Source organism: Fibrisoma montanum (genome assembly GCF_003583365.1).
GTDB lineage: Bacteria > Bacteroidota > Bacteroidia > Cytophagales > Spirosomataceae > Fibrisoma > Fibrisoma montanum.
Window position 1 is genome coordinate 276,651 of sequence record NZ_QXED01000006.1, and the last position, 24,090, is coordinate 300,740.

Sequence of the window (24,090 nt, forward strand, 5' to 3'; positions counted from 1 at the left end):
AAACCGGCCCCCATTTTTATGAAAGGTATCTGCGCTTATTTACCCGCTGTCGGCTGCGGATCCGCTACGACCTGAAATGACGTATTGGCCGTGAACGTACGACCATAGGCATCCCGGGCCTGCACCTCAATTTTGTGCTCACCCACGGCTAGTTTACCACCCAGCCGGGCTTTCCACAGGTGCGTAGACGGCACCGGATTGGAAGGCCGGGTCCCAACCAGCGGTTTTTCGGCGGTATCCCAATGGTAACGTACACCACTCATGACCGGATCAGGCTCCTCAGCGTGCTGCATGGACCGCCAGTCGCCACCGTCAACCCGGTACTGCAACGAATCGCGCTCACTGCCCTGGAAGAAGTTGGCGTATACATCGTAGCGCCCGTTCTGCCCTTCGGTAACAATCTTAGGCGCATACAAGCCAATCTTGTGGCCCTCGGGCTGACCAGCGATCCGGTAGTCAAATGAGTAGCGATTCCCCTCGAACGTCAGGAAGCAATACCCCTTCGGCGTACCATCGCGCATGGTCGACACCGGAACGCCCTGCTGGTTCATCTCGCCCGAATACCAGTCGCCGGAAGTCGTGCCTACGTTGTATTCGTGATGCGGGGTGGCCCGCTCAAAGCCGTCTTTAGCGCCGTGAAAATAATGCTGCTGTACGTGCGTATGCGCCGACAGCGACAGCGTGTTCGGAAACGACTTCAACGCAGCAAACAACCGCTGCCGGTCGGCCGTCCGGAAGGTTTCATTGCCGCCTTCGCTGAAAAGCGGAATGTGGTGGCAGAGCACAATGAGGTAATCCTTCGGGACGTGTTTGAGGTCGTTCTCCACGAACGTTAGTTGATCGGGGCGCAGACCACCCTGATAACCCGCTCCGTCCCGGGGATCGGGGTACAGGATATTATCCAGTACAATGAAATGGACTTTACCCTGATTAAAGGCGTAGTTGTTCGGGCCGTACATCGCTTCGAAACTCTCGTCGGACAGCGTATCGGCCTTTACGTCGTAGTTCATGTCGTGGTTGCCGAGCACCTGAAACCAGGGCAGGGCCAGCCGCCGGATCGCGCCGTTATAGGCTGGGTACAAGGTCGGGTTGTCGCCTACCTGATCGCCCAGACTAATGCCGAATTGAAAAGGGGTCGTTTTACCTTCTAATTCAGCGATGACACCCCGTTCAAAGAAGTCAACCTGTTGATTCGTGTACACCTGCGGATCACCAAACACCAGCACCTGGTAATTCGCGGGCTCCTCGGCCTTGCGCAACGCAAAATCCACTGATTTGGGTAACTGGCCCGTTGGCGCCACACCCGCATATTTCAGCGACGGCGAGCCGGCGGGTTTGTGCCGATAATAAAATTGAGGCAAATTCTGATCATTCGTCGGCAACTTGTAGCCGGTCGGCTTGATCACAAACAGGATGTCATCACCATCGACGGGCAGCTGATACCGGCCGTTCTGGTCGGTGAGCGTGACGTCGTGGCCGTTCGATACGGCGACATTCGCCAAACCCGGCTCGGCCTTTTCTTTTTTACCATTACCATTACGATCCTCATACACCAGCCCGGTGGCGGTTTGCTGAGCCCACGCGGGTATGCTGCCGATCAGCAGTGCCCCTAGTGTCATACCGTACATGATCGAGAACTTCATACGTTGTGTTTATTGGATTAGTAATAATTGTTGCTGCGTTGGTGGAACAGACTACCGGCTCGCCAGCGTTTCGACACGGCCCATGAAGGGATCGGTGAAGCCCGCGCTTCCGGTTTCGACCCGCCCGGCATACCGTTGGCTGAACGTATCGTGTCCGACTACGTTTACGGTGAAGTCGTACCAGTGGTGACTCGTTGACAGATTGATTGTGATGGATTGCTCGGCAGCCCGGACCAGTTGAATCGTGCGCGGAGTTGTGCCGTACGCATTATCGATCAGTTGAACCACATAGCTATAGACCGGGTCCGTGTTGTGCAGCGTCACGACGAGGTTACCGGTAAACCGCTTTTTCGTATCCAGTTCATAGAGACAACCCACTTTAATCGGTGGATTACCCCGGTCACCCTTAAACTCCCGGTAAAAACCGTTCGGCCCCTGCACACACAGATGAAGCGGACCGTCCAGCGGCCAGCCCTCGGTCAACGTATCGCCGGGAGCCACCGTGTACGACCGAACGTGCAGGTCCTTGCCGCCACGTTCGTAGACCTGAAACGGCGCTCCGGCCGACCGCTTGCCGAACTGTTTGTTGCCCGCCGATAGTGCCAGGATAAACTGCCCGTTCTTCGTTTGCCCGTCGGCGTAGAGTTCATAAGGCAGCGCGGTGGATGGCCGCACCCCTGTTTCCTGTTTGGGTAAATGCGCAGCAGCCGTCGGGCTGGCGATGCATTGACGAATATCCGTTTCGGTCAGTTTCTGGAAATTCGTGGGTACGTCTTTGAACTGCGCTTTATGAATACCTTCGATGAACGGCTCTTTAGCGACAAACGTGGGTAGTTTGATCGTCTCGCCTTTATAGGGCCGGAACGCCGACGACAGGTCTCCGCATACGGTACGTCGCCAGGCGCTGATGTTAGTTTCCTGTATTTTACGGCCGGTTTTATGGCTGATCAGATTCTCCAGCATCTGCAGCGTAGAGGTGTGATCGAATACTTCCGAGCACACGTACCCACCCCGGCTCCAGGGCGAAACAATCACCAGCGGCACCCGGTAGCCTAAGCCAATGGGGCCGGTTCGGCCACCGTTCGGCCGTTTGGCTTCCTGGTCGGCGGTCACAAACTCCAGCCGGGTATCAATGCCCTTGCTGCTCCGGCCGGTTTCGGGGCGATCGGGGTGAGCGGGCACAAACGGCGGTATGTGATCGAAATAACCGTCGTTTTCGTCGTAGGCCAGAATGAAAATCGTCTTTTGCCAGACCTCCGGCTTCTGGGTCAGGATGTCGAGCATTTCGGACAGGTACCAGGCACCGTACCAGGGCGACGACGGATGGTCGGAGAAGTTTTCGGGAGCCACCACCCACGACACCGTGGGCAGGGCGCCGTTCTTCACGTCCTGCCGGAACTGGTGCAGTACGTCCCCTTTCGGTACGTTTACTTTACGTTCGGTGCCTCCGTCCTCATACGTCATCGCGGTCAGGCTGTGATAATCCGGATCGCCCGAATTCGTCGTGAACGCCCGTCGGCAAAGCGCCTGCTCACGTTCGGGAAGCTGGCTGAATTTCTCAGGCGAGTAGGTAACCAGATCCTGTTGAACGGTCTGCTGCCACGCCCGCTGTTGATCCAGGTTTTTCTTAACCGACGTATACGCCGAATCTGTTTCGGCAAGCTGGCTCAGTTTAGCTTCCAGTGTCCGCAGGCGTTCGGGCAGGGCTTTTTCTTCCTGCTGGATGTACCGGTAGTAGGCCGGATGGAACCGCACGCGATACTGACTAAACCACTCGATGGGATTGTCGGTAAAGTTGCTCAGCCAGCCGTCGGCTTCACCCGCCAGGCCCGTAGGCAGGCTAATCTCGTTCTGGTAGATTTTCCAGGAAACCCCGGCGTCCTGAAGCCGTTCGGGGAAGGTCGTCCAGCTTACTTCGGCCCCGTAATCCACGTTCTCATTGCGGACATTGGCCATAGCCGCCGGATCGCGCGGGTCGCGGACCGTACCCGTCCAGAAATACAGCCGGTTGGGCGTCGTACCGGTGAGCGACGAACAGAAGTTCTGATCGCAGACGGTGAAGGCATCGGCCAGGGCGTAGTAGAACGGCAGATCCTGCCGATTGTAATACCCCAGCGTCAGGGGCATGTCTGCGTAGGTCTTACGCCCCGACCGCTTGGCGTCGAGCCACTTATCATACCGACCACCATTGAGGGCGTCGACCTGATTCTCCCAGGAGTGCGGCAACGAACTCATCCAGGTAGCCTTGGTGTCGTGCATGTTCAGCCGGAACGGCGCGTAGGTTTCGCCTTTCGCGTTCGTCTGAAGCCAGACCGGGTGGTTGTTCGGCAGCGTAAACGCCCGGGGATCGTTGAAACCACGTACGCCCTGCAGCGCACCATAAAGGTGGTCGAACGAGCGGTTCTCCTGCATCAGAATTACGACGTGCTCGGCATCGAGGTACGTCGTTCCGGGCTGAGGGTCAATGGCAAACGCCTTGTGAATTGACTCTGGCCAGCTGCTCAGTCCACTCGTAGCCAGCAGGGCCGCTTTCTTAAGAAACTCCCGTCTTGAATCCATCATCGTTACGCCGAATGTCGGTCTGGTAGCTTTTAACGGCTCTAAAATACGGAATGCGTTACGTAAGCGAACGTTGCCTGTGTTACGATTACGTTATGTTACAAAGTTGCACCCTCAAGTGCCCCGGGCAGCCTGACTACCAGGCGTGTGTGCATCACTTCGCAGTCAGCGCTTCTCTTTTTGCTACCTTCTGCCCACTTTTACGGAGGAGTTACGTACCTTAACCAAACCTTATGCATGGCTATGAACGCACGATACGTCTTCCTGCTGCTGTTACTGATCGGCCTTGGCTCGCCGAGTGTCGCGGGGCCTATTAAAGGCAAACCCAAAAAGGTGCTGAACGTCCTCATCATCGACGGTCAGAACAACCACGTACAGTGGCCCAAGATCACCTTCATGATGAAGCAGTACCTCGAAGAAACCGGAAAATTTACGGTCGACGTAAGCCGGACCTACTACACCTGGAACGGCGACGATCTGGTGCAGCAGTATCAGATTCCGGGCGTCGGCAAGTCGGTACCGCTGCCCAAGCCGCGCATGGACTCGGCCTACCACCCCAATTTTTCGAAGTACGACGTAGTGATCTGTAATTTTGGCTGGAATGCGGCCCCCTGGTCGGATGCGACCCAGGCTGACTTTGAGCAGTACATCAAAAAAGGCGGTGGCCTGGTTGTTGTCCACGCAGCCAACAATTCGTTTCCCAACTGGCCAGCCTACAACCGGATGATCGGCCTCGGCGGCTGGGGCGACCGCAGCGAAAAAGATGGCCCCTACGTCTACTACGACCAGAACGGCAAGCTCGTGCGGGACACCAAACCCGGCAATGCCGGCTCCCATGGTGCACAGACCGAGTTCATGATCACCGTCCGCAACCCGAAGCACCCGATCATGAAAGGCATACCCGAGCGCTGGCTGCACGCCAAAGACGAACTGTATGACCGGTTACGTGGTCCGGCTGAGAATATGGACGTACTGGCAACGGCTTTTTCGCCTAAATCAAACCGGGGCACCGACCAGAACGAACCGATGCTGATGACGATCCAGTACGGCAAAGGCCGCATCTTTCATACCGCCCTGGGCCACGCCGATTATTCGGTGGCCTGCGTAGGCTTCATTACGACCCTGCAGCGGGGTACGCAGTGGGCTGCAACCGGCAAGGTGGACATCCCCGTGCCCGACGACTTCCCGACCGAACAGGCAACCCGCCAGCGTGCGATTGCAGAAAAGTAATCCGCAGAAATGCTTCGCCGTACTATCGGTCGACTGCCTTATAGCGTAAATGCAGACTGGAACTGGTAGGGTACCCCGAACTACCAGCCAGTTACTTCTTTAATGCCAAAATAATGTCCCCTATCAGTAAGGATTGATTGCATCCGCCCTTTGGATACCATAGCGATAAGTCGTCAGTTTCAATGGTAATTTTTATATAAATAATCCGTAATCTAACCAATCCCATTTTTTTATGAAGACCAATTCATTCGTTGCCGGTCTGCTGTCGGCAGTAGTAATCGTTAGTTCGCCCCTGATGGCTCATTCAATCGTGAATGACGGCCCTGACAAGACCGCGAAAACGGTAGTGGCCAAAGCGGTAAACTATACCGTCGACACCGAGCAGAGTTCACTGACGTGGAACGCCAAGAAAGTAGGTGGTGAACATACCGGAACTCTGAAACTGGCCAAAGGGCAACTGACGGCAGAGGGCAACAAGCTGACGGCCGGTAATTTCATGATTGATATGACGACCATCGTCGATACGGACATTACAAATCCATCCGGTAACAAGCGGCTCACCGACCACCTGAAATCCGAAGATTTCTTCTCGGTGGAAAAGAACCCAACCGCTACCTTCAAGATTACGAAAGTAACTCCTGTTGCCGGTGCGAAAGCGGGCGAACCAACCCATACCGTCACGGGCGACCTGAGCATCAAAGGAACCACCAAATCAATTTCCTTCCCGGCCGCGGTCAACGTATCAGGCAACCGGGTTGAAGCGACGGGTACAGCTACCGTAAACCGGCTCGATTACGACATCAAATACCGGGCAGCCATCATCGGCACCGCAGCCGATAAAATCATTGACGACACCTTCACGCTGAACATCAAGCTGATAGCCAACAAAGGCGATAAACTCACGGCCGAGAAAGTGAAGTAACATCTCCAGAATGAGCAGTGGCGGTTAGTGCGGTAGCTGTGGGGTCAGGTTCATGAATCTGATACCACAGCTACCACACTAACCGCCACTGCATTTACGTTGATGAACAAACAAAAAGTGTCGGGTTTATGAACCCGACACCACGCACACTACAACTTATTGCTAATTTATAAACCCAGCACCCGCTTGTTAAAGGCTTCGTCGGCGCCCGTACCGGCGAAATCGTCGAACGCCCGCTCAGTCACACGGATGATGTGATCGGCAATGAACGGCGCTCCTTCGGCGGCTCCCTGCTCGGGGTGTTTCAGAGCACACTCCCACTCCAGTACGGCCCACCGGTCGTAGTCGTACTGTGCCAGTTTTGAGAAGATCCCCGAAAAGTCGACCTGCCCATCGCCGAGTGAACGGAAGCGGCCGGCCCGCTCAACCCATCCCTGATAACCACCATATACGCCCTGCTTACCCGTTGGGTTGAACTCGGCGTCTTTAACGTGATAGGCAAAAATCCGCTCGTGGTAGAAATCGATGAACTGCAGGTAGTCGAGCTGCTGCAGCACGAAGTGGCTTGGGTCGTAGTTTATACCGGCCCGTGGGTGGTTGTTGGTATGCTCCAGGAACATCTCGAACGTAACGCCGTCGTGCAGGTCTTCGCCGGGATGCAGTTCATAGGCAACATCCACCCCAGCTTCTTCGTAGGCATTCAGAATCGGCAACCAGCGGTCGGCCAGCTCCTTGAAGCCGGTTTCAACCAGACCAGCCGGACGTTGTGGCCAGGGATAAATAAACGGCCACAGCAACGCGCCTGAGAACGTAGGGCTGGCCTTCAAACCAAGGTTTTTACTGGCTTTAGCCGTCATGATCAACTGATCGGTTGCCCAGGCCTGCTGTTCTTTCGGCTTGCCAGCCAGTTCGGCCGGACCAAACCCGTCGAACATGGCACCGTACGCGGGATGAATGGCTACCAGTTGTCCTTGCAGGTGCGTGGCCAGTTCCGTGATTTCGAGACCTACATCGGCCAGTTTACCCTTCAGCTCATCGCAGTACGTCTGGCTGTCGGCAGCCTGTTTGAGATCAATCACCCGCGGGTCCCAGGTTGGAAGCTGGATCCCTTTGTAGCCTAGCCCGGCCATATAGCGGGCAATGGAGTCGAGGGAGTTAAAGGGTTCAGCATCGCCCATAAACTGAGCGAGAAAAATGCCGGGGCCTTTCATTGTTTTCATGTGCTTAAAGAGCGAAAGAGTGAATGAGTGAATGAGTGATCAGCGGACTCGATTTTTTCGCTCGTTCACTCTTTCTTTCAGTCACTCTATATTTCAGTCGCTCGCTGTTTTGCGTGATTTTGATAGAATTTTCAGTAACTGATATCCTTCATCAATTAAATCTGCCAAGCGATGCTCAGGCATAAGATCAGTAGAAACAAGCGTTTCGAGCCAAAACAACGACTCATCTAGCTCCTCAATCGTTACGCTTAGCTTAGCAAAATATTCTTTCTGGCTTCTCCCCCGGCGAACGGCCCGAAAATTGGCAGCAGCTGAAGAAGATGAGCGAATGAGCTGCTGACCGAAATGTTGGCCATCATAAGAGCCGGGCAGCGTGCGACAAACTTTCACACATCGGACCATGAACAGTTTTAGCCGTCGTTCGACATCGTCCAGAAACTGACTCTTCGTGTGATTTGAGTAGTCAAAAGATGATTCGCCAACCTCTCCATCGTCCCAACCAGCTTCCCAATTTTCCATTGGATCATTCGCTCATTCACTCTTTCGCTCTTTCTTACACCTCCACCCAGGCCTGCTTGCGGTTGCTTTCCAGAATTCGCTCGCAGATGAGCAGTTCGCGGTAACCGTCAGCAAAGGTCGGGAAAGTCGGGTTCTCGGGTTGTTTACCGGCCTCAATAGCCGCGTACACCTCCTTGAACATCTGCTTCGACGTATCCGGGAAGCCTTCGTTGTGGCCACCGGGGAAGCTGATCACCGACCGAACATCCGGATGCACCAGCGCCGGGTCACGCATCAGCATCTCGTTGTAACCGTCGCGGTTACCGATCCACATTTCGTTCGGCGCTTCCGAATTCCAGGCAAACGTCTTTTTCGATCCGGCGATTTCGAGCTTCAGCTGGTTCTTGCGGCCTGCCGACACCTGCGACACGGTGATGACACCGCGATTGCCATTGTCGAAACGCAGCAGTACGTTGGCGTGGTCTTCGGTGTTGATCGCTACGTCGGCGTAATCTTCGGGTTGGAGCATCTTGCCCGAATACGTTTCGACCGGCTTCAGCGGCTTCTTGCGGGTTTTGTGAATGGTGTTGAAGTCGGCCAGTACCGCCGTCGTCTTCAGGCCCGTGATGTACTCGATGATGTCCATCAGGTGCGAACCAATGTCGGCAATGGCCCGCGAGTCGCCCGATTTGTCCGGCTCCAGACGCCAGTTATAGTCGGTCTCGTAGAACAGCCAGTCTTGCAGATACGAACCGATGATGCTGTATACATCGCCGAGTTCGCCCTGCTCGCGCATCGCCTTCATCTGCCGCGCCAGCGGGTAGTAGCGCAGGTTGAAGTGTACGGCGTTGACGAGGCCCGTTTCTTTGGCCAGCTGCACCAGCTCCTCGGCTTCGTGCAGGTCTTTAGCCAGTGGCTTCTCACAGATGACGTGCTTACCGGCCAGCAGCGCGGCCTTCGACTGCTGGTAGTGCAGGAAGTTAGGCGTACAGATGTGGATCGACTGGATGTCGTCCTGTTTGAGCAGGTCGTCAAACGTATAGGCACGTTCGATACCGAGCTGATTGGCTTTTTGCTGAGCCAGTTCCAGGTTTACTTCGCAGAGGGCGGCAACGTCAACATTGGGCAAGCGACGGAGGGCTTCGATATGGGCGGGACCAATGAATCCGGTGCCAACAACACCAACTTTGATTTTTTGCATTGAGGGGAGTGATTGGGTGAATGAATTGTTGAATGATTGAATTACGGTTTGCGTTGTACAAACCGTGAGTTTTTTCGGGACGTGGCAAAAATAGAGAGTAGTTCAGTAGCTTCCTGCATCAGGCTTGCTAACTTAGCTTCAGGCATGATATCAGCTTCAACCATCAACTCCAGCCAGAATAACGATTCATCGGCTTCTTCAACAACAATGCTCAATTTGGCGAAGTATTCAGCTTGGCTACGAGCGCGACATACAGCCCGATAATTTGCTGCCATTGAAGTTGCCGAGCGCAAATACTGTTTACCAACTACGCGGGCCTCTCCTGTTTTGGGCAAGGCCCGATACAGCCGAATACTTCGAATAGCAAACTGTTTGGTACGCTGCTGCAGTTGCTGTACAAAGTCGATCTTGTCATTCATATATAGTTACGGAGGGTTTGATGATTGGTTACAACATAATTGAGTGGTTGAATGATTGAATTGTTGAATTGGAGCATGTAAATCAATTCAACAATTCAATCATTCAACCACTCAATCATTGAATAAACTTCGTCCACTTCTCGGCCGATTTGTTGGACGCCAGTACGGTCTCGATGAACGCCAGACCACGAACACCGTCCTGAGCACTTGGGAAGTCGTAGACGGGGTCGAGTTGCTCGCCGTTCATGTGCGCTTTCACGGCATAGGCGAAGTTGCGGTAGATGTTGGCGAAAGCTTCAAAGAACCCTTCGGGATGACCGGCCGGCAACCGGATGTGCGCTTTAGCCGCGGGCGACATCTCCCCTACGTTCGGGCGAAGCAGCCGGTGGCCTTCCTGCGATTTGTAATGCAGCGTGTTGGGTTCCATCTGGTGCCACTCCAGACCGCCCAGTTCGCCGTAGACGAAGATTTTAAGCGAGTTTTCTTCGCCATTGCTGATCTGGCTGGCGTGCAGCACCCCTTTGGCACCGCTGTCGAACCGGAGCAGCACATTCCCATCGTCGTCGAGCAGGCGACCCGGAACGAAGGTGGTCAGGTCGGCGCACAGTTCATCGATTTTCAGGCCGGTGATATACTCCGCCAGGTTTTCGGCGTGGGTGCCAATGTCGCCCATACAGCCCGCAGCGCCCGAGCGGGCCGGGTCCGTTCGCCAGATGGCCTGCTTGTAGTCGTTGCCTTCCTCGTACTTCGACAGCCAGCCCTGCGGGTATTCGACAACCACCTTACGGATCGTACCCAGCTTACCGCTTCGAACGATCTCGCGGGCTTCTTTCACCATTGGGTAGCCCGTGTAGTTGTGGGTCAAGGCAAACACCAGTCCCGACTTTTCAACAATCTGAGCCAGTTCTTTAGCCTCCTGGAGGTTTAGCGTCATGGGCTTGTCGCAGATGACGTGGAAACCGTTTTCGAGCGCCATTTTCGCCGGTGGAAAGTGCAGGTGGTTGGGTGTGACGATGGAAACAAAATCCATCCGTTCCCCTTCCGGCAGCTCCTTTTCGCGCTGAATCATTTCCTCAAACGAATCATAGATGCGGTCGTCGGGCAGGTAAAGTGATTGACCGGTACGTCTCGATTTTTCGGGCGATGCACTAAATGAACCACAGACCAGTTCAATTTCGTGATCAAAAACGGCAGCGCGCCGGTGAACGGCCCCGATAAACGCGTCGAGGCCCCCCCCGACCATGCCCATTCTTAATTTCCTATGCATAGGTTGTGTTGTTGATTATGAGCGGTTTAAGAAATGATAGGATGAAAGACAGAAAAATATACTGTAGATTCCGGCCCGATTTAGCCATTTTTTGTGGCGGGAAATTAGCGGTTTTACTTTTTTTTCGGAAATTTTGCACAGAGAGCGGCTTTCTGTTGGTAAAACTGCAACGATTGGCGCTTTACTGTTGAAACTAGTTTTCATCCAAACCCCTCTTCTGCATACAATGAACCTAACCGTCAATCAAACGCGGCTTTTCTACGCAAGCTGTTTCGCTCTGATCACCACGGCCTTTTCGTTTAGTATCCGGGCCGGTATTCTGGCCCAGTTAGGGTCTGAACTGAACCTGTCTGCCGAACAACTGGGCTTCATCAACTCCATGTGGTTTTTGGGCTTTCCCATTTCCATGATTCTTGGTGGGTTGGTGTATTATACTGTTGGCCCTAAAACAATCATGCAGATTGCGTTTGTGTGTCACCTGCTGGGCATTCTACTGACAATCTACGCTGGTGGGTACACAACCTTGCTGATTTCTACGTTCCTGATCGGGATCGGCAACGGCTGCACCGAAGCGGCCTGTAACCCCATGATTGCCGACATGTACTCAGGCATCACCATGAACAAGATGCTCAACCGGTTCCACATGTGGTTCCCCGGCGGCATCGTGGTGGGTAGTCTGATCTCGCTGTTCATGGGGCCTGAGAACCTGAACCTTCCCTGGCAGGCACAGATCTGGGTGATTCTGGTTCCGACGCTGTTGTACGCGTTCCTGTTCTTCGGGCAGACGTTCCCAACCGCGAAAATGGCTGACTCGACTTCGCTGACCAGTAACTTCCAGGCGATGCTGACTCCGCTCTACTTCTTCATGTTCTGCTGCATGGCCCTCACCGCTATCAGCGAGTTTGGTCCGCAACAGTGGGTGGGTTTGATTATGAGTAAGTCGGGAGCCAGCCCGCTGCTGATTCTGGCCCTGGTAACGGGACTGATGGCCGTTGGCCGCTACTTTGGTGGTCCCATCATTCACCGGTTCGACCAGACGGGCGTATTGCTCGGTGGAGCGGTTTTTGCAGCCATTGGTATCTACCTCTTCAGCAGCGTTACGGGCCCAATGGCCTACGTAGCGGCTGTTTTCTTCGCCATTGGCGTATGTTACTTCTGGCCGACAATGATTGGTTTTGTGGCCGAACGGATTCCGGCTTCGGGTGCCCTTGGCATGTCGGTTATGGGCGGTGTAGGTATGTTCTCGACCTCCATCTTTCAGCCCATCATCGGCGGCTGGATTGATGCTGAGCGGGTCGAAAAACAGGCAGCGGGTCTGACAGGCGACGCGCTGGAACTGGCGGCTGGTCAGGCTACGCTGGCCAAGATGGTCACCTTCCCCGGCATCCTGATTGTTGCCTTTATCGGTCTGTATATCTTCATGCGCAATCGTCGGCCGGTATATGTCGATGAAAGCAAGGTAGCGCAGCAGCCGCAGTTGTAATCAGCTATGTGATAGTCTGATAAAAAGCCCCGGAGCAAGTATGTTTCGGGGCTTTTTGATTTACTTGCCGTACGCAAACCCGATCCACTATGAAACGTTTCCTGTTCGCCTGCCTGTTCATCTCTTCACTTGCCGGTCGGGCGCAATCGCCTGCGTTCATCACCGACAGCCTCGACGCGTACATCAGGCGCGGCATGGCCGACTGGCAGATTCCCGGCCTGGCCATCGCCATCGTGAAAGACGGGAAGGTTGTAGTTTCCAAAGGCTACGGCACTCGGGAAATCGGTCGCACTGAGCCGGTTGACGATAACACGCTGTTCCTGATTGCGTCGAACACCAAGCTGTTTACGGGTACGGCCCTAGCCAAACTGGAAGACGACAAAAAACTGTCGCTCAACGACAAGGTCACCAAATACTTCCCCGACTATAAACTCTACGACCCAGCCGCTACGCAGCTCGTCACCGTCCGTGACCTGCTTTGCCACCGGCTCGGCACCAAGACTTTCCAGGGCGATTTTACGTTCTGGGACACTAACCTGCCCCGCGCCGAGGTCATCCGGCGGATGCGGCTGCTGAAACCACCGGGGCAGTTTCGGCAGGATTACGGCTACTGCAACTCGGGCTTTGTAACGGCGGGTGAAATCATTCCGAAAGTAACGGGGCAATCGTGGGAGCAGTACGTCGAGAGTACCATCGTTCAGCCGCTGGGCATGACCAATACGTACATGCTGACGGCTGGTGCCGAAGGACGACCAAACATGGCCCGCCCCTACACAACCAGCTTTACACTGGATGGCAAACCGGTACGTCTGCCCTACGACAACGTTGACAACCTGGCCCCGGCCGGCAGCATGGTATCGTGCGTGAAAGACCTCAGCAAGTGGCTGATGATGCAGCTCGACAGCGGGCGTTTTGCCGGCAACCAGATGCTGCCGTGGCGGGTTCTGCAACGGACCCGCGATGCCAACACCATCCTGGGCAGCCGTAAATCAGCGGTGTATCCGCGGCATTTTCAGGCGTATGGGCTCGGCACCATCATGTCCGACCACAACGGCCGACAGGTGTACGCGCACACGGGTGGTGCGTTCGGTTTTGTGACCAACACCTGTTTCGTACCCGAAGCGAAACTGGGCATCACCATTCTGACCAATCAGGATAACCAAAACTTCTTCGAACTGCTGCGCTACATGATTCTGGATGCGTACCTGGGCGTGCCGTACACCGACCGCAGCCGGTTCTTCCTCAATCTGACCAGACCCGAAACCGAGAAGCAGGTGCAGGAACTGAAGGCATTGGCCGACCGGGTAGCGAAGAAGAACAAACCGGCTCTGCCGCTGGCAAACTATGCCGGTACGTATCAGAACGAGCTGTACGGCACCATCACGATCCGGCCCGATGGCGATGGCCTGAGCATTGCGTTCGAACATCACCCCAACCTGACCGCCCGACTCGACTACATGGACGGCAACGAGTTCAGGATGACGTACTCCAATCAGGCGTTTGGCGTATTTCCAACCAGGTTTACGGTCAATGGCAACACCGTGCAGGGCGTTGAGATAAAGGCCAGTGATTTCGTTGAGTACGATCCGTATCCGTTTACGAAGGTAACGCGGGGCCAATAGTTACTAACCCGTGCAGGCAACAGAAGTTGCCGATATCAGAGCAATGCAAGTTCACAACAAGGCTGACATCAGAACTTTTATTGCTGTAGTCGAATAACGTAATCCTAGTTACAGTACGGTTCTGGGAGAAGTGCAAACGAAACAATTCTGAATTTTTGTACTTTGTTAATCTAACGTTAGAATACTTTAAACCCTAAATCAGATGGTAGAGATATGGCTTTTAGTTGGTGCGTTGTCGGTATGGTATGGCTATAAGGCTGTTAAAGCGAATCCTAAAAAACCAGATTGGGGCAAGGCTCTTGCAGCCACCGCTTTTTGGCCGCTTTCTATTTTTGTGAAGAAATATTAGCATCCTACCTGAAGCCTTCTTTCTTCAGAAAGTACAAAGACCAGATTCATATAAAGAGATTTGAGCTTTATACTTTCTGAAGAGCCGCTTTATAAATACACTTACATTATAAAATTTATTTTATATATTGAGAGACATATGGATGAACTGTTATGACGCTAATCTAAGATAGATACAAATGAGGTCGTATTATCCTTAAAGATCTTTTATAAAGAAGTGGGTGTATTGATGGTATTATCAATAGCTTGCTTCGGGAATCTTATCCCATCCCTCGGGCGGAATTTTAATAACAGCAGCTGATACTTCCTTATCGATCTCAACTTTTGATAGGCTCGGTTGGCTACAAGAGAAGCGAACGTAATACCTCTTAGCTAAAGCGCTTTGCTCCCTTTGACCAGTTATTCCATAATTACCCAGATGATAACTCGTTTTGTATCTCTGTCCATTTACTTCGTAATGTAAATTCAACGAAACCCCTGTTTTAGGTGATCCTGAAGTTCCATAAGGAACGGCGACAGTAACCCGGCTGCACCTTGATAACATTATTCTTGTGAAAGCTGGTCTGAAAATAGCATAGATTGATACACCTATTATTAGGTAAAGTACCCAAGCGTTCTTTCTGATTTTCATTGAGAACTTTGAAAATAGTAAGCAATTATTCAAAGAATAGCTGTTGTATAAATGTCGTGGCTGTTGCAAAGTCTGGAATGGCCAGCAATGGCTCGATCCGCCCGCCAACTTCTGGTAACTGACCACCTGAAAATGGCCGGTTCTCCGAGCTACCGTAAGCGCGTATCGACTTTTACAACAGCCACGCCACTTATATAACAACCAACCATGCCAGAAGAAGACTTCGTAAAAGGTTTTCATGAACTAAAAACTAACTTGCTTAAAAGCTATTTCAATCCCTCTCAAGATGGATTTGGTGAATCCCATATAGCCAAAATGGTTGATTCACTAGGTGTAGATAGTAGCGAAACGAGTACTCTCTATCAAATTCTTGATGGTGCCTTAACAGATGCTTTGTATACAGTTTTGCTAGGCTTAGATGGCGAAGCATCAATTGGTAATAATAACCAGCAGATGTATAAACTATTCGATGAAGCTGGTAATGAACTCACTAAAAGAGGAGAAATAGAGGGATACGCTTGGGAATACTTTCACAATCGGAAGTAGTATTTTATACTTTTCTAAGCGTGTTCGATTTAGGGTACACTCGTTGATTCTACATTTATTTCACTAACATAAACGACTTAACTACTAAAAGTTATAGCTGTGAGCCTATAAGTGTTTGAAGTATTTTTATACTTTATTTAGGCACAACGAATGGTAATTCATTCCAACCTTGGTTAGGGATGTAACGTAATGTATCAGGTACGTGAACACCCCATTTGATACGATGTACCGTTTTATCCCTACAATACACTTGTACCAATAAACGTCTTTTTCGTAATTTATCTAAGTCAACTATCCACGCTTCGATCGTATCGTAATTATTGACGCTTTGATTTGCTTTTACAAGTTGAGACTCAATTTTGTATCGATATTCAGCATGTGGCATCCCTCTTAATGTATATACTCTCACTATAGTAGCCACAGTGTAAACAGAGCACTTAGACAGCATACGATCTCGGTTGGTATTCTGCAAGAATAGAGCAATCAATGCTCCGCCGACTATTATAGTATATATCAGCGCGTTGATCTTCTGACCTTTTGTCATTATTCTAAGAAAAGTATTAAATTTATATCCCGTACAGTTATTAAATTATTCATATAACAGTTGTATAACTATTATGGCTGTTGTAAAAGTCGATACGCGCTTACGGTAGCTCGGAGCACCGGCCATTTTCAGGTGGTCAGTTACCAGAAATTGGCGGGCGGATCGAGCCATTGCTGGCTATTCCAGACTTTTGTAACAGCCACGGCACTTGTACAACAGTATTCAATCGGTTCATTATGGGTTATAAACAAATAAGTCTAAACAGAGATCCCAAAGTTTCTGGCATTCGAGGAGGAACCGATCAAGCGTACTTCTCTGATGCGTTTTGGCAAGAACACCCCGAACTGGATCAATTTATGTTTGGGGATGACAATTCAGACTACATGGCTGGTTTACAGCCAAACTTCCCTGTGAAAATGGAAGGAATAACTCTAAACTATGGGGCAAAGCTTACTGACTTTGTAAGTGTTGGTGCACTCTTACGAGGTTATGTTGTCAGTGACCGCTTAAAGAACCTTCTACAACAAGCTCGTCTGCCTAATCACAAATTCTACGAAGTCACTTTTCATCAGTTTAATCGAAATAAAGAGATCATCAAACAAGTTGGTGGCTACTGGTGGCTTTATTTTCAAATGGAGACTGGCGAGCAGAACGTCAATTTTGAAGCCTCCGTGTTCGATCACAACGTACATGATGAACGTTATCCAGGTCAACTACTCTTCCCCAACACATTTACTACTTATCAGCAAATCTTTAATCAGTACCCTCCAGCCATGCGGGCTTTAAAGCTAGTGTTGAAATCGAGTTTTGATCGTAGTCAAGACTTATGGGGAACTCGCTTCTTAACATTAAGCAATTATATATCTGAGGAGTTATTAACAGAATTTAAATCTACCAAGATCACGGGATACAAGTCAGATGAGCTGAAAGACGACTTATTCTTTGAATAATCTCTTTACATAAAGTTAGTGGCTGTTGCAAAATTCGATACGCGCTTACGGCGGCTCGGTAAACCAGCCATTTTCAGGTGGTCAGTTACCAGAAATTGGCGGGCGGATCGAGCCATTACTGGCTATTCCAGACTTTTGCAACAGCCACAAATGTTATGTTATGTGGTTTTAATCATAGATGACAAAACTTTTACGGTTAGGCTCATCTGAGATTAATGTTATTTCTTCAGTTATTCTGCGAATGTTGTTTTAGGAAAATCAGCTGGCAATCTCTCCCATCCCTCCTCGGGAGCACTTTCCACCCAAGTAGGAATCGAATGAGTCCAATCGACTTCGTTAAGCTCCGGTGCTTTACAGTTTACTCGCACTAGAAACCGCTTACCAATGAAGGTTTTGGGATCTAGGTTTGAATTAACCATCTCGTTCAAGTTTCGAGGATTAATCCACCAAGTCCCTGTAAATTCTTTCCCTCTAAAAGAATAGCGATAATTAACCTTTTTGTTTAAGACTATGGTACTATAGGCAATAGTATATCTAGGACACTGATCGATGGTATTACGTCTGTTCCAATTAAACAGGATAATGGATAAAAATATCACTGTTATTAGAGTGAGATAGATTCCCCATTGTGGTTTAGTCTTAGTCAAAAGAATTTGTCTGCGTTTCACAACTGTTGTATAAGTGGCATTATGTTAGGTAGCACTACGATAGCACAGTTAGAATACTTCCACCTAGTAGAATAAAGGCTTGTAGATGAAGATTACGTAATACTAATAAGGGCAAACTTAAATAACTTACTAATAGTAGTAGCCGACCATCTTTACCTAAATGAGAAGCTATAGGATCAAAGGTGAAATAGTACAGGATTGCGCTAAGCACTACTGTTATCCAGAATATTACCCAAAATTTAGGCTGGTGTTGAGTTAATGCTCCCTCAGTATAGAGTTGGAACCAAACTTTGAGGTTATCAATCATTTCATTTTGTTTTTCCATACGTTGTCTGATTTATAATATCTTATATATTAACCAATGGCTAATATATGACAAAGTGAGCACTATCATACAATCCCTCGCGACCTTATTTACGATCACAACACAGCCGTATCAATGCACTCCCGGCAGTGCGAAAAAAGGACTTTGAACAGTACAAGCCCGACCAATGTCGACAGACTCTGGCCGGGCCTGGTGGTAATAGAATCTACTCTGACTTGATCAGGGTGGCTTTCCGGCTCTGAATCAAGTTAAGTGTATACGCCATCGCCCGGTCGTGGCCAGTTGATACGTCCTCGACGGTTGGTTCCACAAGGCGAAGGGATGATACCTTGCCTGAGATCTGTATCAATTTACGAAGGTAACGCAGGGGCAGTAGTAACGTTCTTCGGTTTCTACAGAAGGTGAACTACCATCAACTACTCAATAGATGAGCCTGTCTGCGGAAGGCACTTGGGGTACTTCCCGTATACTTCCTGAACTGTTTACACAGGTGGCTTTCGTCGGTATAGCCAAATTCATCCGCAATCTGGGCCAGGTTCAGGGAACTATACAGCAAGCGGGCTTCAATGAGTCTGATTTTATACTTGACAATATAGTGCTTCAGCGATTCGCCCGTCTGCTTCTTGAAAAACAGGCTTATGTACGCGGGGGCGTAATGAAATACGTCGGCCAGGTGGTCGATGGTGAGCTTTTGAGGCTGATAGATGTGCTGCCGAATGTACATCAGGATTGCTTCCACAGAGTCGTTTGTCTGAGCACTGGCCATCGGGTGGTGGCCAAACAGATTGCGGGCCAGAATGATTAGCATACTTCGTAGTAAGCTGTCCCGAATGAGGGCAAAATAGGGCGACTGCTCCCGTCTGTATTCTTCTTCCAGCACCGTCAGCAGATGGTGTAGTTTCTGCTTCTCCTGTTTATCCTCCACTATGGTGCCACGACTTTGGGAAGATGTCGTCAGCAAGGTGGTTATGATCGGCTGCCAGGGACTCTCTTTTTCCCCTGCGGGGTCTTTATGAATCGATTCGTTGAAGCGAATAAAGCAGAACTCGGTTAACGCCTGAATGGAAAAATGATGGTAATCTTCAGGCCCCAGCAGAAACACATCCCCCTCGTTATAGCCGAACGTATTGCCGTTGATGTTATGGATGCCGTGGCCCTTTAGTATGAAGATAATCTCGAAGTAGGTATGCTTATGAACCGCGTGCGTCCAGGCTGTCGCTTCAAAGTGGTAGATGTTAAAGGGAGCATGTAAAATGTAGCGTTTCATAGGCTTTTCCGTGAGCAATAAATCTACCAGTAAAGAATGGATTTTTACAATTTATCAGCAAGCAGCCTCTCGTAGCTTTGCCGCAGTACGATCCGTTATTCTTCCAGGACAATATGCGAACGAAACAACTGGCCTTGCTAATTATCAGCGTATTAGCAACAAGCTTTCACTCTCCCAGGCCCGAACCCAACGAATGGGTCTCCCTGCTGGACAAAGACCTGACCCAATGGGAAAACTACCTCAGCTACGCCCATCAGTCCGGCTATAATGGAACTGTACCGAAAGATGCCTCGGGCGCTCCTATTCAACCGATTGGGTACAACAAAGATGATACCCACGTATTTTCGGTGCTGACGGAGCCCGGTGGTCCTGTCTTACGGATAAGCGGAGAGAAGTACGGTTGCCTGTTCACCCGCCAGTCGTACCAAAACTATCACCTGACGTTGCAGGTCAAATGGGGCACCCAGAAATACGAACCCCGCAAAACCAAATTGCGCGATTCGGGCATACTCTATCATTCCATTGGCGAAGCGGGTGCTGAATACTGGCGTTCTTGGATGCTCTCGCAGGAGTTTCAAATCATGGAAGGGCACATGGGTGACTTCTGGTGTCAGGCCAACTCGGCTATTGATATTCGTTCTTTCCAATCTGAGGGCGCCATGAACCGGGTGGCCGACGAAAAACAACCCTTCGGCATTTTCAGGAAAGGTGGTGATTCGTTTTGCCTACGGTCAGCAAACTACGAAAGTCCCGCCGGGGAGTGGACAACCCTGGAGCTGATTTGCTTCGAGGGGAAAAGCCTTCATATAGTCAACGGCCATGTGGTGATGGTGTTGAAAGACTCCCGCTATACAAACCCCGACGGGCAGGACGTACCCATGAGAAAGGGCAAGATTCAACTACAGAGCGAAGCCGCCGAAGTTTTCTACCGGGACATTCGTATCAAGCCCCTGACAGCTATGCCCAAAGCCTATGCAGCGCTATTTTAACATGAATTATGGATGCGTACTCGCCTAAGCCACTAAGACAGATAGTAAACTGGGGCATTTTGTCATCCCGACGAAAGGAGGGATCTTTGGGTGAGGCTAAGAATTCATTCCATTTACCGAAGATCCCTCCTTTCGTCGGGATGACAACAACCGGCTTACATGGATCAAATGCTTATCCGTAATGCACGTTAGTTTAATTCTGTTTTGGGTGGGTTCTAAAACTACCCGAAGGCTCGATGAAGTAGCTAAAGCACAAAGCCCTGCCAAAGTCGATAGCTCTGGCCGGGCCTGGTGGTAATAGAATCTACTCTGACTTGGTCAGGGCAGCTTTTTGACCCTGAATCAGGCTACGCGTATACGCCATTGCCCGGTCGTGGCCAGTCAATACGTCCTCGACGGTCGGTGCAACGAGGTGGTCGGGAACGATGCCCTGTCCCGGCTTCAGGTCGTTCGGGAGGTTAGCCATGTGGAAGCCAAACATACCGATGCCGAGGTCAATTTTTGAGTTAGGGAGTTGGGTAATGGCAAAGATTCCGCTGCTGTTCAGGCCGTAGCCGCCACCCGTTTCCTGCCCGATGAAGGTAGCCCGATTATCGGCGTGAGTGCGGGCCGCAAACTCAGTGGTTACAGAAAAGCTGTTGCCGTTGACGAGTACGTACAAATTACCATGGAAGGCATCGCGCTCCGGTTTCACGGTTTTCAGGCCCCGCTGGTGGGTAAATACATAGCCATCGCCCCGCTTCTTTACCACCAGCCACCGCATTTTCAGGTACAGCTTCGATGTCCAGACGGGAAACGAGAACTTTTGCTTCTGCCGAACGCTGATGTGGTCGTAATAGCGAAACGGTTTTGCGGCCAGGTACGCGTAAAGCTGAACGCCGTACGACTCTTCCCCACCTTCGTTGTTCCGCAGGTCGAGCACTACATTTTTTATCTGCCACTGCTTAATCTGACCAAACGCTTCTTTCAGGAACGCTGAATAGTCCTGCTCGCCCTTGTTGGTGTAAAACCGCTCGATGGTCACGACAGCGGTTTGTGGTGAGGAACCGCCGTTTTCCAGAAATGTAATCCGAAATGGCTTTTGACCCGCCGGTTTATGGGTTTCGGCGTAGGCTTTGATGGTTTTCTCATCCACCGGTGATAGCGTCGCTGTCTTCTCATCACTGCCAGTCCGGTACGTGACTGTGAAAGCGTCGGGGCCTCCGAAGTGCGTAGCGTAATAGCCCGAAAAGAACTGATTCAGGTCTTCGTACTTGCCACCAACCCGGTTACCGTCCGCGAAGGTCATGTTAGACAATAACTTCTGGACAATCATCAATGTGCGCTGCCCGTTAATCGACGTAAGCTCCGCGCCGTTCGGTACACTGGCGTTGCCGTAGTTACCAACGACCCACACCTTTTCGCCCTGAAAATAGAGCTTCAGCGGAAACAGCTTATCGGTGAAGAACGGGTAATGCTCATCCCGCCCCGACACAATCCATTTGATGTGTCCGTCGCGCAGGGCGACCAGCAGCGGCAGCATCGTTATGTAAAACTCGTGCTGCGTCATCGGGCGGTTGAGTTCGGCCGACGTTGCCGCAAAGAGGGAGTCAAATGTGGGCTTCGGCGTGTAGCGGTACATTTCCGGATGGGCTTCGTTCAGGGCCGTCCGGAAGCGGGTAAAATCGGCCTGGAGTTGCTCGGGCGTTAAGGTCTGCCCCCGCAGCGACAGACATAACAGCATACTAAAACAGATTGTGAGGAAGGGAGTTTTCATGACTATCGTTCGTGATTGACGACGTAAAGCTGGTCGGAAAAATCCGCGCCCGAAACGAAGCAGCTACCGAAAAGACGGGATTAGCGACCGGAGTGTCGGTTTCATTCGCCCAACCAAAGCTTGAAATCGCCCGCCTTTTCGCGGCTCACAATCACTTCCTCATCGAAGACCGGCTGTAGGTTAATCTTCAGCTTGCCATTGAAATACAGGTGTACCTTGTCGACGGCCCGGAGTTCGGTAATCACCTGACGGTTCAGCCGGAAAAACCGCCGGGGGTCAAGCATGTGGCTCAGTTCGTCGATGGTGTAGTCGAGCAACCACTCGTGGTTATCGCGCGTCTTCAGAAACGACATTTTGTTTCGGGTGAAGAAATACGCGACCTCCTCTATGCCGACCGAAAACAACCGCTGACCCTGTTTAATCATGAACCGGTCCCGGAACGTAGCGGGCGGCTGGGTCGTACTGGTCAGCGGTGGAACCGGCGTCGGTGTAGCACTCCGTAGGTAATCGAGCAGATTAGCCAGCGAATCATCCAGGCCACCGGTACCGGTTTCGCCCGTATGCCCGACCAGCACCTGCCGGAGGGCCTGCAATTTGGCGAGGGCCTGACGCAAATCGTCTTCCTTGACGGGCTTCAGCAAATAGTCGATACTGTTAACCCTGAACGCTTTAATGGCGTACTCGTCGTACGCTGTCGTGAATATAACGGGGCTTTTTACGGCTATCTGGTTGAAAATATCGAAGCTCTGACCATCAGCCAGTTCAATATCCATAAAAATCAGGTCCGGTCGCGGGTGGGTTCGTAGCCACTCCACCGACTCCTCCACGCTGACCGTCATGCCGACGACACGTGCCGCAGGGGCTACGTCAGTCAACAAGCGCTGGAGTTTACGCGCGGTCAGTTCTTCGTCTTCAATGATGAGAATAGTCATAGCGGGTTTCGGGAATAAGCGGCACCATCACCTGAAAGCAATCTTCCGTCTGCCTTACAACCACATCTGGTTGACCCAGCAGCCGATATTTGGCCGTAATATTGGCCAGACCGGTCTGGTTTGAGGGCACTACCTTCTGTTTCCGACGTACCGAATTGATAACAAACAGGTTGCTGGCTTCGTCGGTATAAATCCGAATCAGCAAGGGCTTACTGGGCAGGGCCGCGTTGTGCTTCACGGCGTTTTCGACCAGCAGTTGCAGTGTCAGGGGCGGAATCAGAAAGGTGTTATAGCGTTCATCAACGGCCACATCCAGCTCCACACTGCGTCCGAACCGCATTTGCAGCAGGTGAAAATAGGCCCGAATAAAATCCAGTTCGTTGGTCAGACTGGTGAGCAGTTGCTCGTTGGTTTGCAGCACGTAGCGGTACACCGACGCCAGTTCCTCAATGAATCGCTCGGCCTGTTTCGGGTTCTCCCCTACCAGCGACGACAAGGTACTTAGACTATTGAACAGAAAGTGCGGGTTAATCTGGGCTTTCAGCGAGTCGAGCTGACTTTGCAGAGCCTGTTTCTTCAACTGCTCGGCTTCGTAGTAGGTGACCCACCATTGGCGGTAAAGGTAACGGCCTTCGTAAATAGCCGCCATGGGTACGGTGAACAGAAACGGAACCAACGTATTGATCCAGTACGCCCGTTCGGACATTGGGTAGCCCCAGAACTGCGTCACATCGTAGACGTACATGATGAGTACGCGCTGCACAACCGTCGCGACAATAAACCAGGCCACCTGCGTCAGTATCCGTGGTCTTGTCTGGTTCAGGCGTGGGTACCGCTGGCGCGCCCACACAATACCCAACCGTACGGTTTCCCAAAGCAGTATGCACTCAATGAGGCTGACGCCCAGCGCCATCCAGCGGCTGATGTGGTTGGCATCGTTGGCGGGCTGGAAGAATATAAAATTGGAAACGATGGAAATGAGCGGTACGCCCACTAACCGCATCCACCGGTCGTTCAGTTTTTCCATGGCGTTAAAGATGCCAAGATGCCATAAATCTCACTGAAGCGAA

Annotated in this window: 20 protein-coding genes; 8 read left to right on the forward strand and 12 right to left on the reverse strand. The window is 51.4% G+C overall.

The genetic code is table 11. The features are described 5' to 3' along the window. Positions 1 to 35 precede the first annotated feature (35 nt). Both DYU11_RS21245 and DYU11_RS21250 read right to left on the reverse strand, forming a co-directional pair. On the reverse strand, positions 36 to 1,643 hold the full coding sequence (locus DYU11_RS21245) for a calcineurin-like phosphoesterase C-terminal domain-containing protein (protein WP_119669738.1): 1,608 nt from the start codon (positions 1,641 to 1,643) through the stop codon (positions 36 to 38). 51 nt (positions 1,644 to 1,694) lie between these two features. Next, entirely contained in the window at positions 1,695 to 4,202 is a 2,508-nt protein-coding gene (locus tag DYU11_RS21250; protein WP_119669964.1) for a phosphocholine-specific phospholipase C, read from the reverse strand. A 243-nt stretch (positions 4,203 to 4,445) separates the two neighbouring features. Between DYU11_RS21250 and DYU11_RS21255 the strand changes: the two genes are divergently transcribed. After that, positions 4,446 to 5,432: a ThuA domain-containing protein gene (locus DYU11_RS21255; protein WP_119669965.1), complete on the forward strand. Its 987-nt coding sequence runs from the start codon at positions 4,446 to 4,448 to the stop codon at positions 5,430 to 5,432. 232 nt (positions 5,433 to 5,664) lie between these two features. Then, on the forward strand, positions 5,665 to 6,354 hold the full coding sequence (locus DYU11_RS21260; RefSeq protein WP_119669739.1) for a YceI family protein: 690 nt from the start codon (positions 5,665 to 5,667) through the stop codon (positions 6,352 to 6,354). Between the two features lie 167 nt (positions 6,355 to 6,521). Here the strand turns inward: DYU11_RS21260 and DYU11_RS21265 are convergent, their stop codons facing one another. The 5 genes from DYU11_RS21265 to DYU11_RS21285 form a co-directional block, all read right to left on the reverse strand. Continuing rightward, entirely contained in the window at positions 6,522 to 7,574 is a 1,053-nt protein-coding gene (locus DYU11_RS21265) for a sugar phosphate isomerase/epimerase family protein (RefSeq protein ID WP_119669740.1), read from the reverse strand. Positions 7,575 to 7,667: 93 nt separating this feature from the next. Then, entirely contained in the window at positions 7,668 to 8,093 is a 426-nt protein-coding gene (locus DYU11_RS21270) for a four helix bundle protein (RefSeq protein WP_119669741.1), read from the reverse strand. Positions 8,094 to 8,127: 34 nt separating this feature from the next. Then, a complete protein-coding gene (locus DYU11_RS21275) occupies positions 8,128 to 9,273 on the reverse strand; it encodes a Gfo/Idh/MocA family protein (protein ID WP_119669742.1) in 1,146 nt (381 codons plus the stop codon). Positions 9,274 to 9,314: 41 nt separating this feature from the next. Further along, positions 9,315 to 9,692, reverse strand: a complete 378-nt coding sequence (locus tag DYU11_RS21280) for a four helix bundle protein (protein WP_119669743.1) — start codon at positions 9,690 to 9,692, stop codon at positions 9,315 to 9,317. Between the two features lie 115 nt (positions 9,693 to 9,807). Continuing rightward, positions 9,808 to 10,941: a Gfo/Idh/MocA family protein gene (locus DYU11_RS21285; protein ID WP_119669744.1), complete on the reverse strand. Its 1,134-nt coding sequence runs from the start codon at positions 10,939 to 10,941 to the stop codon at positions 9,808 to 9,810. A 244-nt stretch (positions 10,942 to 11,185) separates the two neighbouring features. Here DYU11_RS21285 and DYU11_RS21290 point away from each other — a divergent pair, with 244 nt between their 5' ends. From DYU11_RS21290 to DYU11_RS21305, 5 genes are all read left to right on the forward strand, one after another. Further along, a complete protein-coding gene (locus DYU11_RS21290) occupies positions 11,186 to 12,442 on the forward strand; it encodes an MFS transporter (RefSeq protein WP_119669745.1) in 1,257 nt (418 codons plus the stop codon). Positions 12,443 to 12,531: 89 nt separating this feature from the next. Continuing rightward, entirely contained in the window at positions 12,532 to 14,064 is a 1,533-nt protein-coding gene (locus tag DYU11_RS21295) for a serine hydrolase (RefSeq protein ID WP_119669746.1), read from the forward strand. 202 nt (positions 14,065 to 14,266) lie between these two features. Beyond that, on the forward strand, positions 14,267 to 14,413 hold the full coding sequence (locus DYU11_RS33495) for a hypothetical protein (RefSeq protein ID WP_199736754.1): 147 nt from the start codon (positions 14,267 to 14,269) through the stop codon (positions 14,411 to 14,413). Positions 14,414 to 15,250: 837 nt separating this feature from the next. Continuing rightward, positions 15,251 to 15,589 carry a hypothetical protein gene (locus DYU11_RS21300; RefSeq protein ID WP_119669747.1) on the forward strand — a complete coding sequence of 113 codons (339 nt, stop codon included), beginning with the start codon at positions 15,251 to 15,253 and terminating at the stop codon, positions 15,587 to 15,589. A 780-nt stretch (positions 15,590 to 16,369) separates the two neighbouring features. Beyond that, positions 16,370 to 17,083: a hypothetical protein gene (locus tag DYU11_RS21305; RefSeq protein ID WP_119669748.1), complete on the forward strand. Its 714-nt coding sequence runs from the start codon at positions 16,370 to 16,372 to the stop codon at positions 17,081 to 17,083. A 702-nt stretch (positions 17,084 to 17,785) separates the two neighbouring features. Here the strand turns inward: DYU11_RS21305 and DYU11_RS33035 are convergent. Continuing rightward, a complete protein-coding gene (locus DYU11_RS33035) occupies positions 17,786 to 18,076 on the reverse strand; it encodes a hypothetical protein (protein ID WP_147368002.1) in 291 nt (96 codons plus the stop codon). Between the two features lie 412 nt (positions 18,077 to 18,488). Then, entirely contained in the window at positions 18,489 to 19,343 is an 855-nt protein-coding gene (locus DYU11_RS21310; protein WP_119669749.1) for an AraC family transcriptional regulator, read from the reverse strand. Between the two features lie 113 nt (positions 19,344 to 19,456). Here DYU11_RS21310 and DYU11_RS21315 point away from each other — a divergent pair, with 113 nt between their 5' ends. Continuing rightward, a complete protein-coding gene (locus DYU11_RS21315; protein WP_119669966.1) occupies positions 19,457 to 20,332 on the forward strand; it encodes a 3-keto-disaccharide hydrolase in 876 nt (291 codons plus the stop codon). Positions 20,333 to 20,636: 304 nt separating this feature from the next. Here the strand turns inward: DYU11_RS21315 and DYU11_RS21320 are convergent, their stop codons facing one another. The 3 genes from DYU11_RS21320 to DYU11_RS21330 all read right to left on the reverse strand — a co-directional run bounded on the left by DYU11_RS21320 (position 20,637) and on the right by DYU11_RS21330 (position 24,047). Beyond that, positions 20,637 to 22,088, reverse strand: a complete 1,452-nt coding sequence (locus DYU11_RS21320; RefSeq protein WP_119669750.1) for a S41 family peptidase — start codon at positions 22,086 to 22,088, stop codon at positions 20,637 to 20,639. 101 nt (positions 22,089 to 22,189) lie between these two features. After that, positions 22,190 to 23,020, reverse strand: coding sequence for a LytR/AlgR family response regulator transcription factor (locus tag DYU11_RS21325; RefSeq protein ID WP_119669751.1), 831 nt, complete (start codon positions 23,018 to 23,020; stop codon positions 22,190 to 22,192). Further along, a complete protein-coding gene (locus DYU11_RS21330) occupies positions 23,001 to 24,047 on the reverse strand; it encodes a sensor histidine kinase (RefSeq protein WP_119669752.1) in 1,047 nt (348 codons plus the stop codon). Before DYU11_RS21330 ends, DYU11_RS21325 begins: the two co-directional genes overlap by 20 nt. Between the last annotated feature and the right edge of the window lie 43 nt (positions 24,048 to 24,090).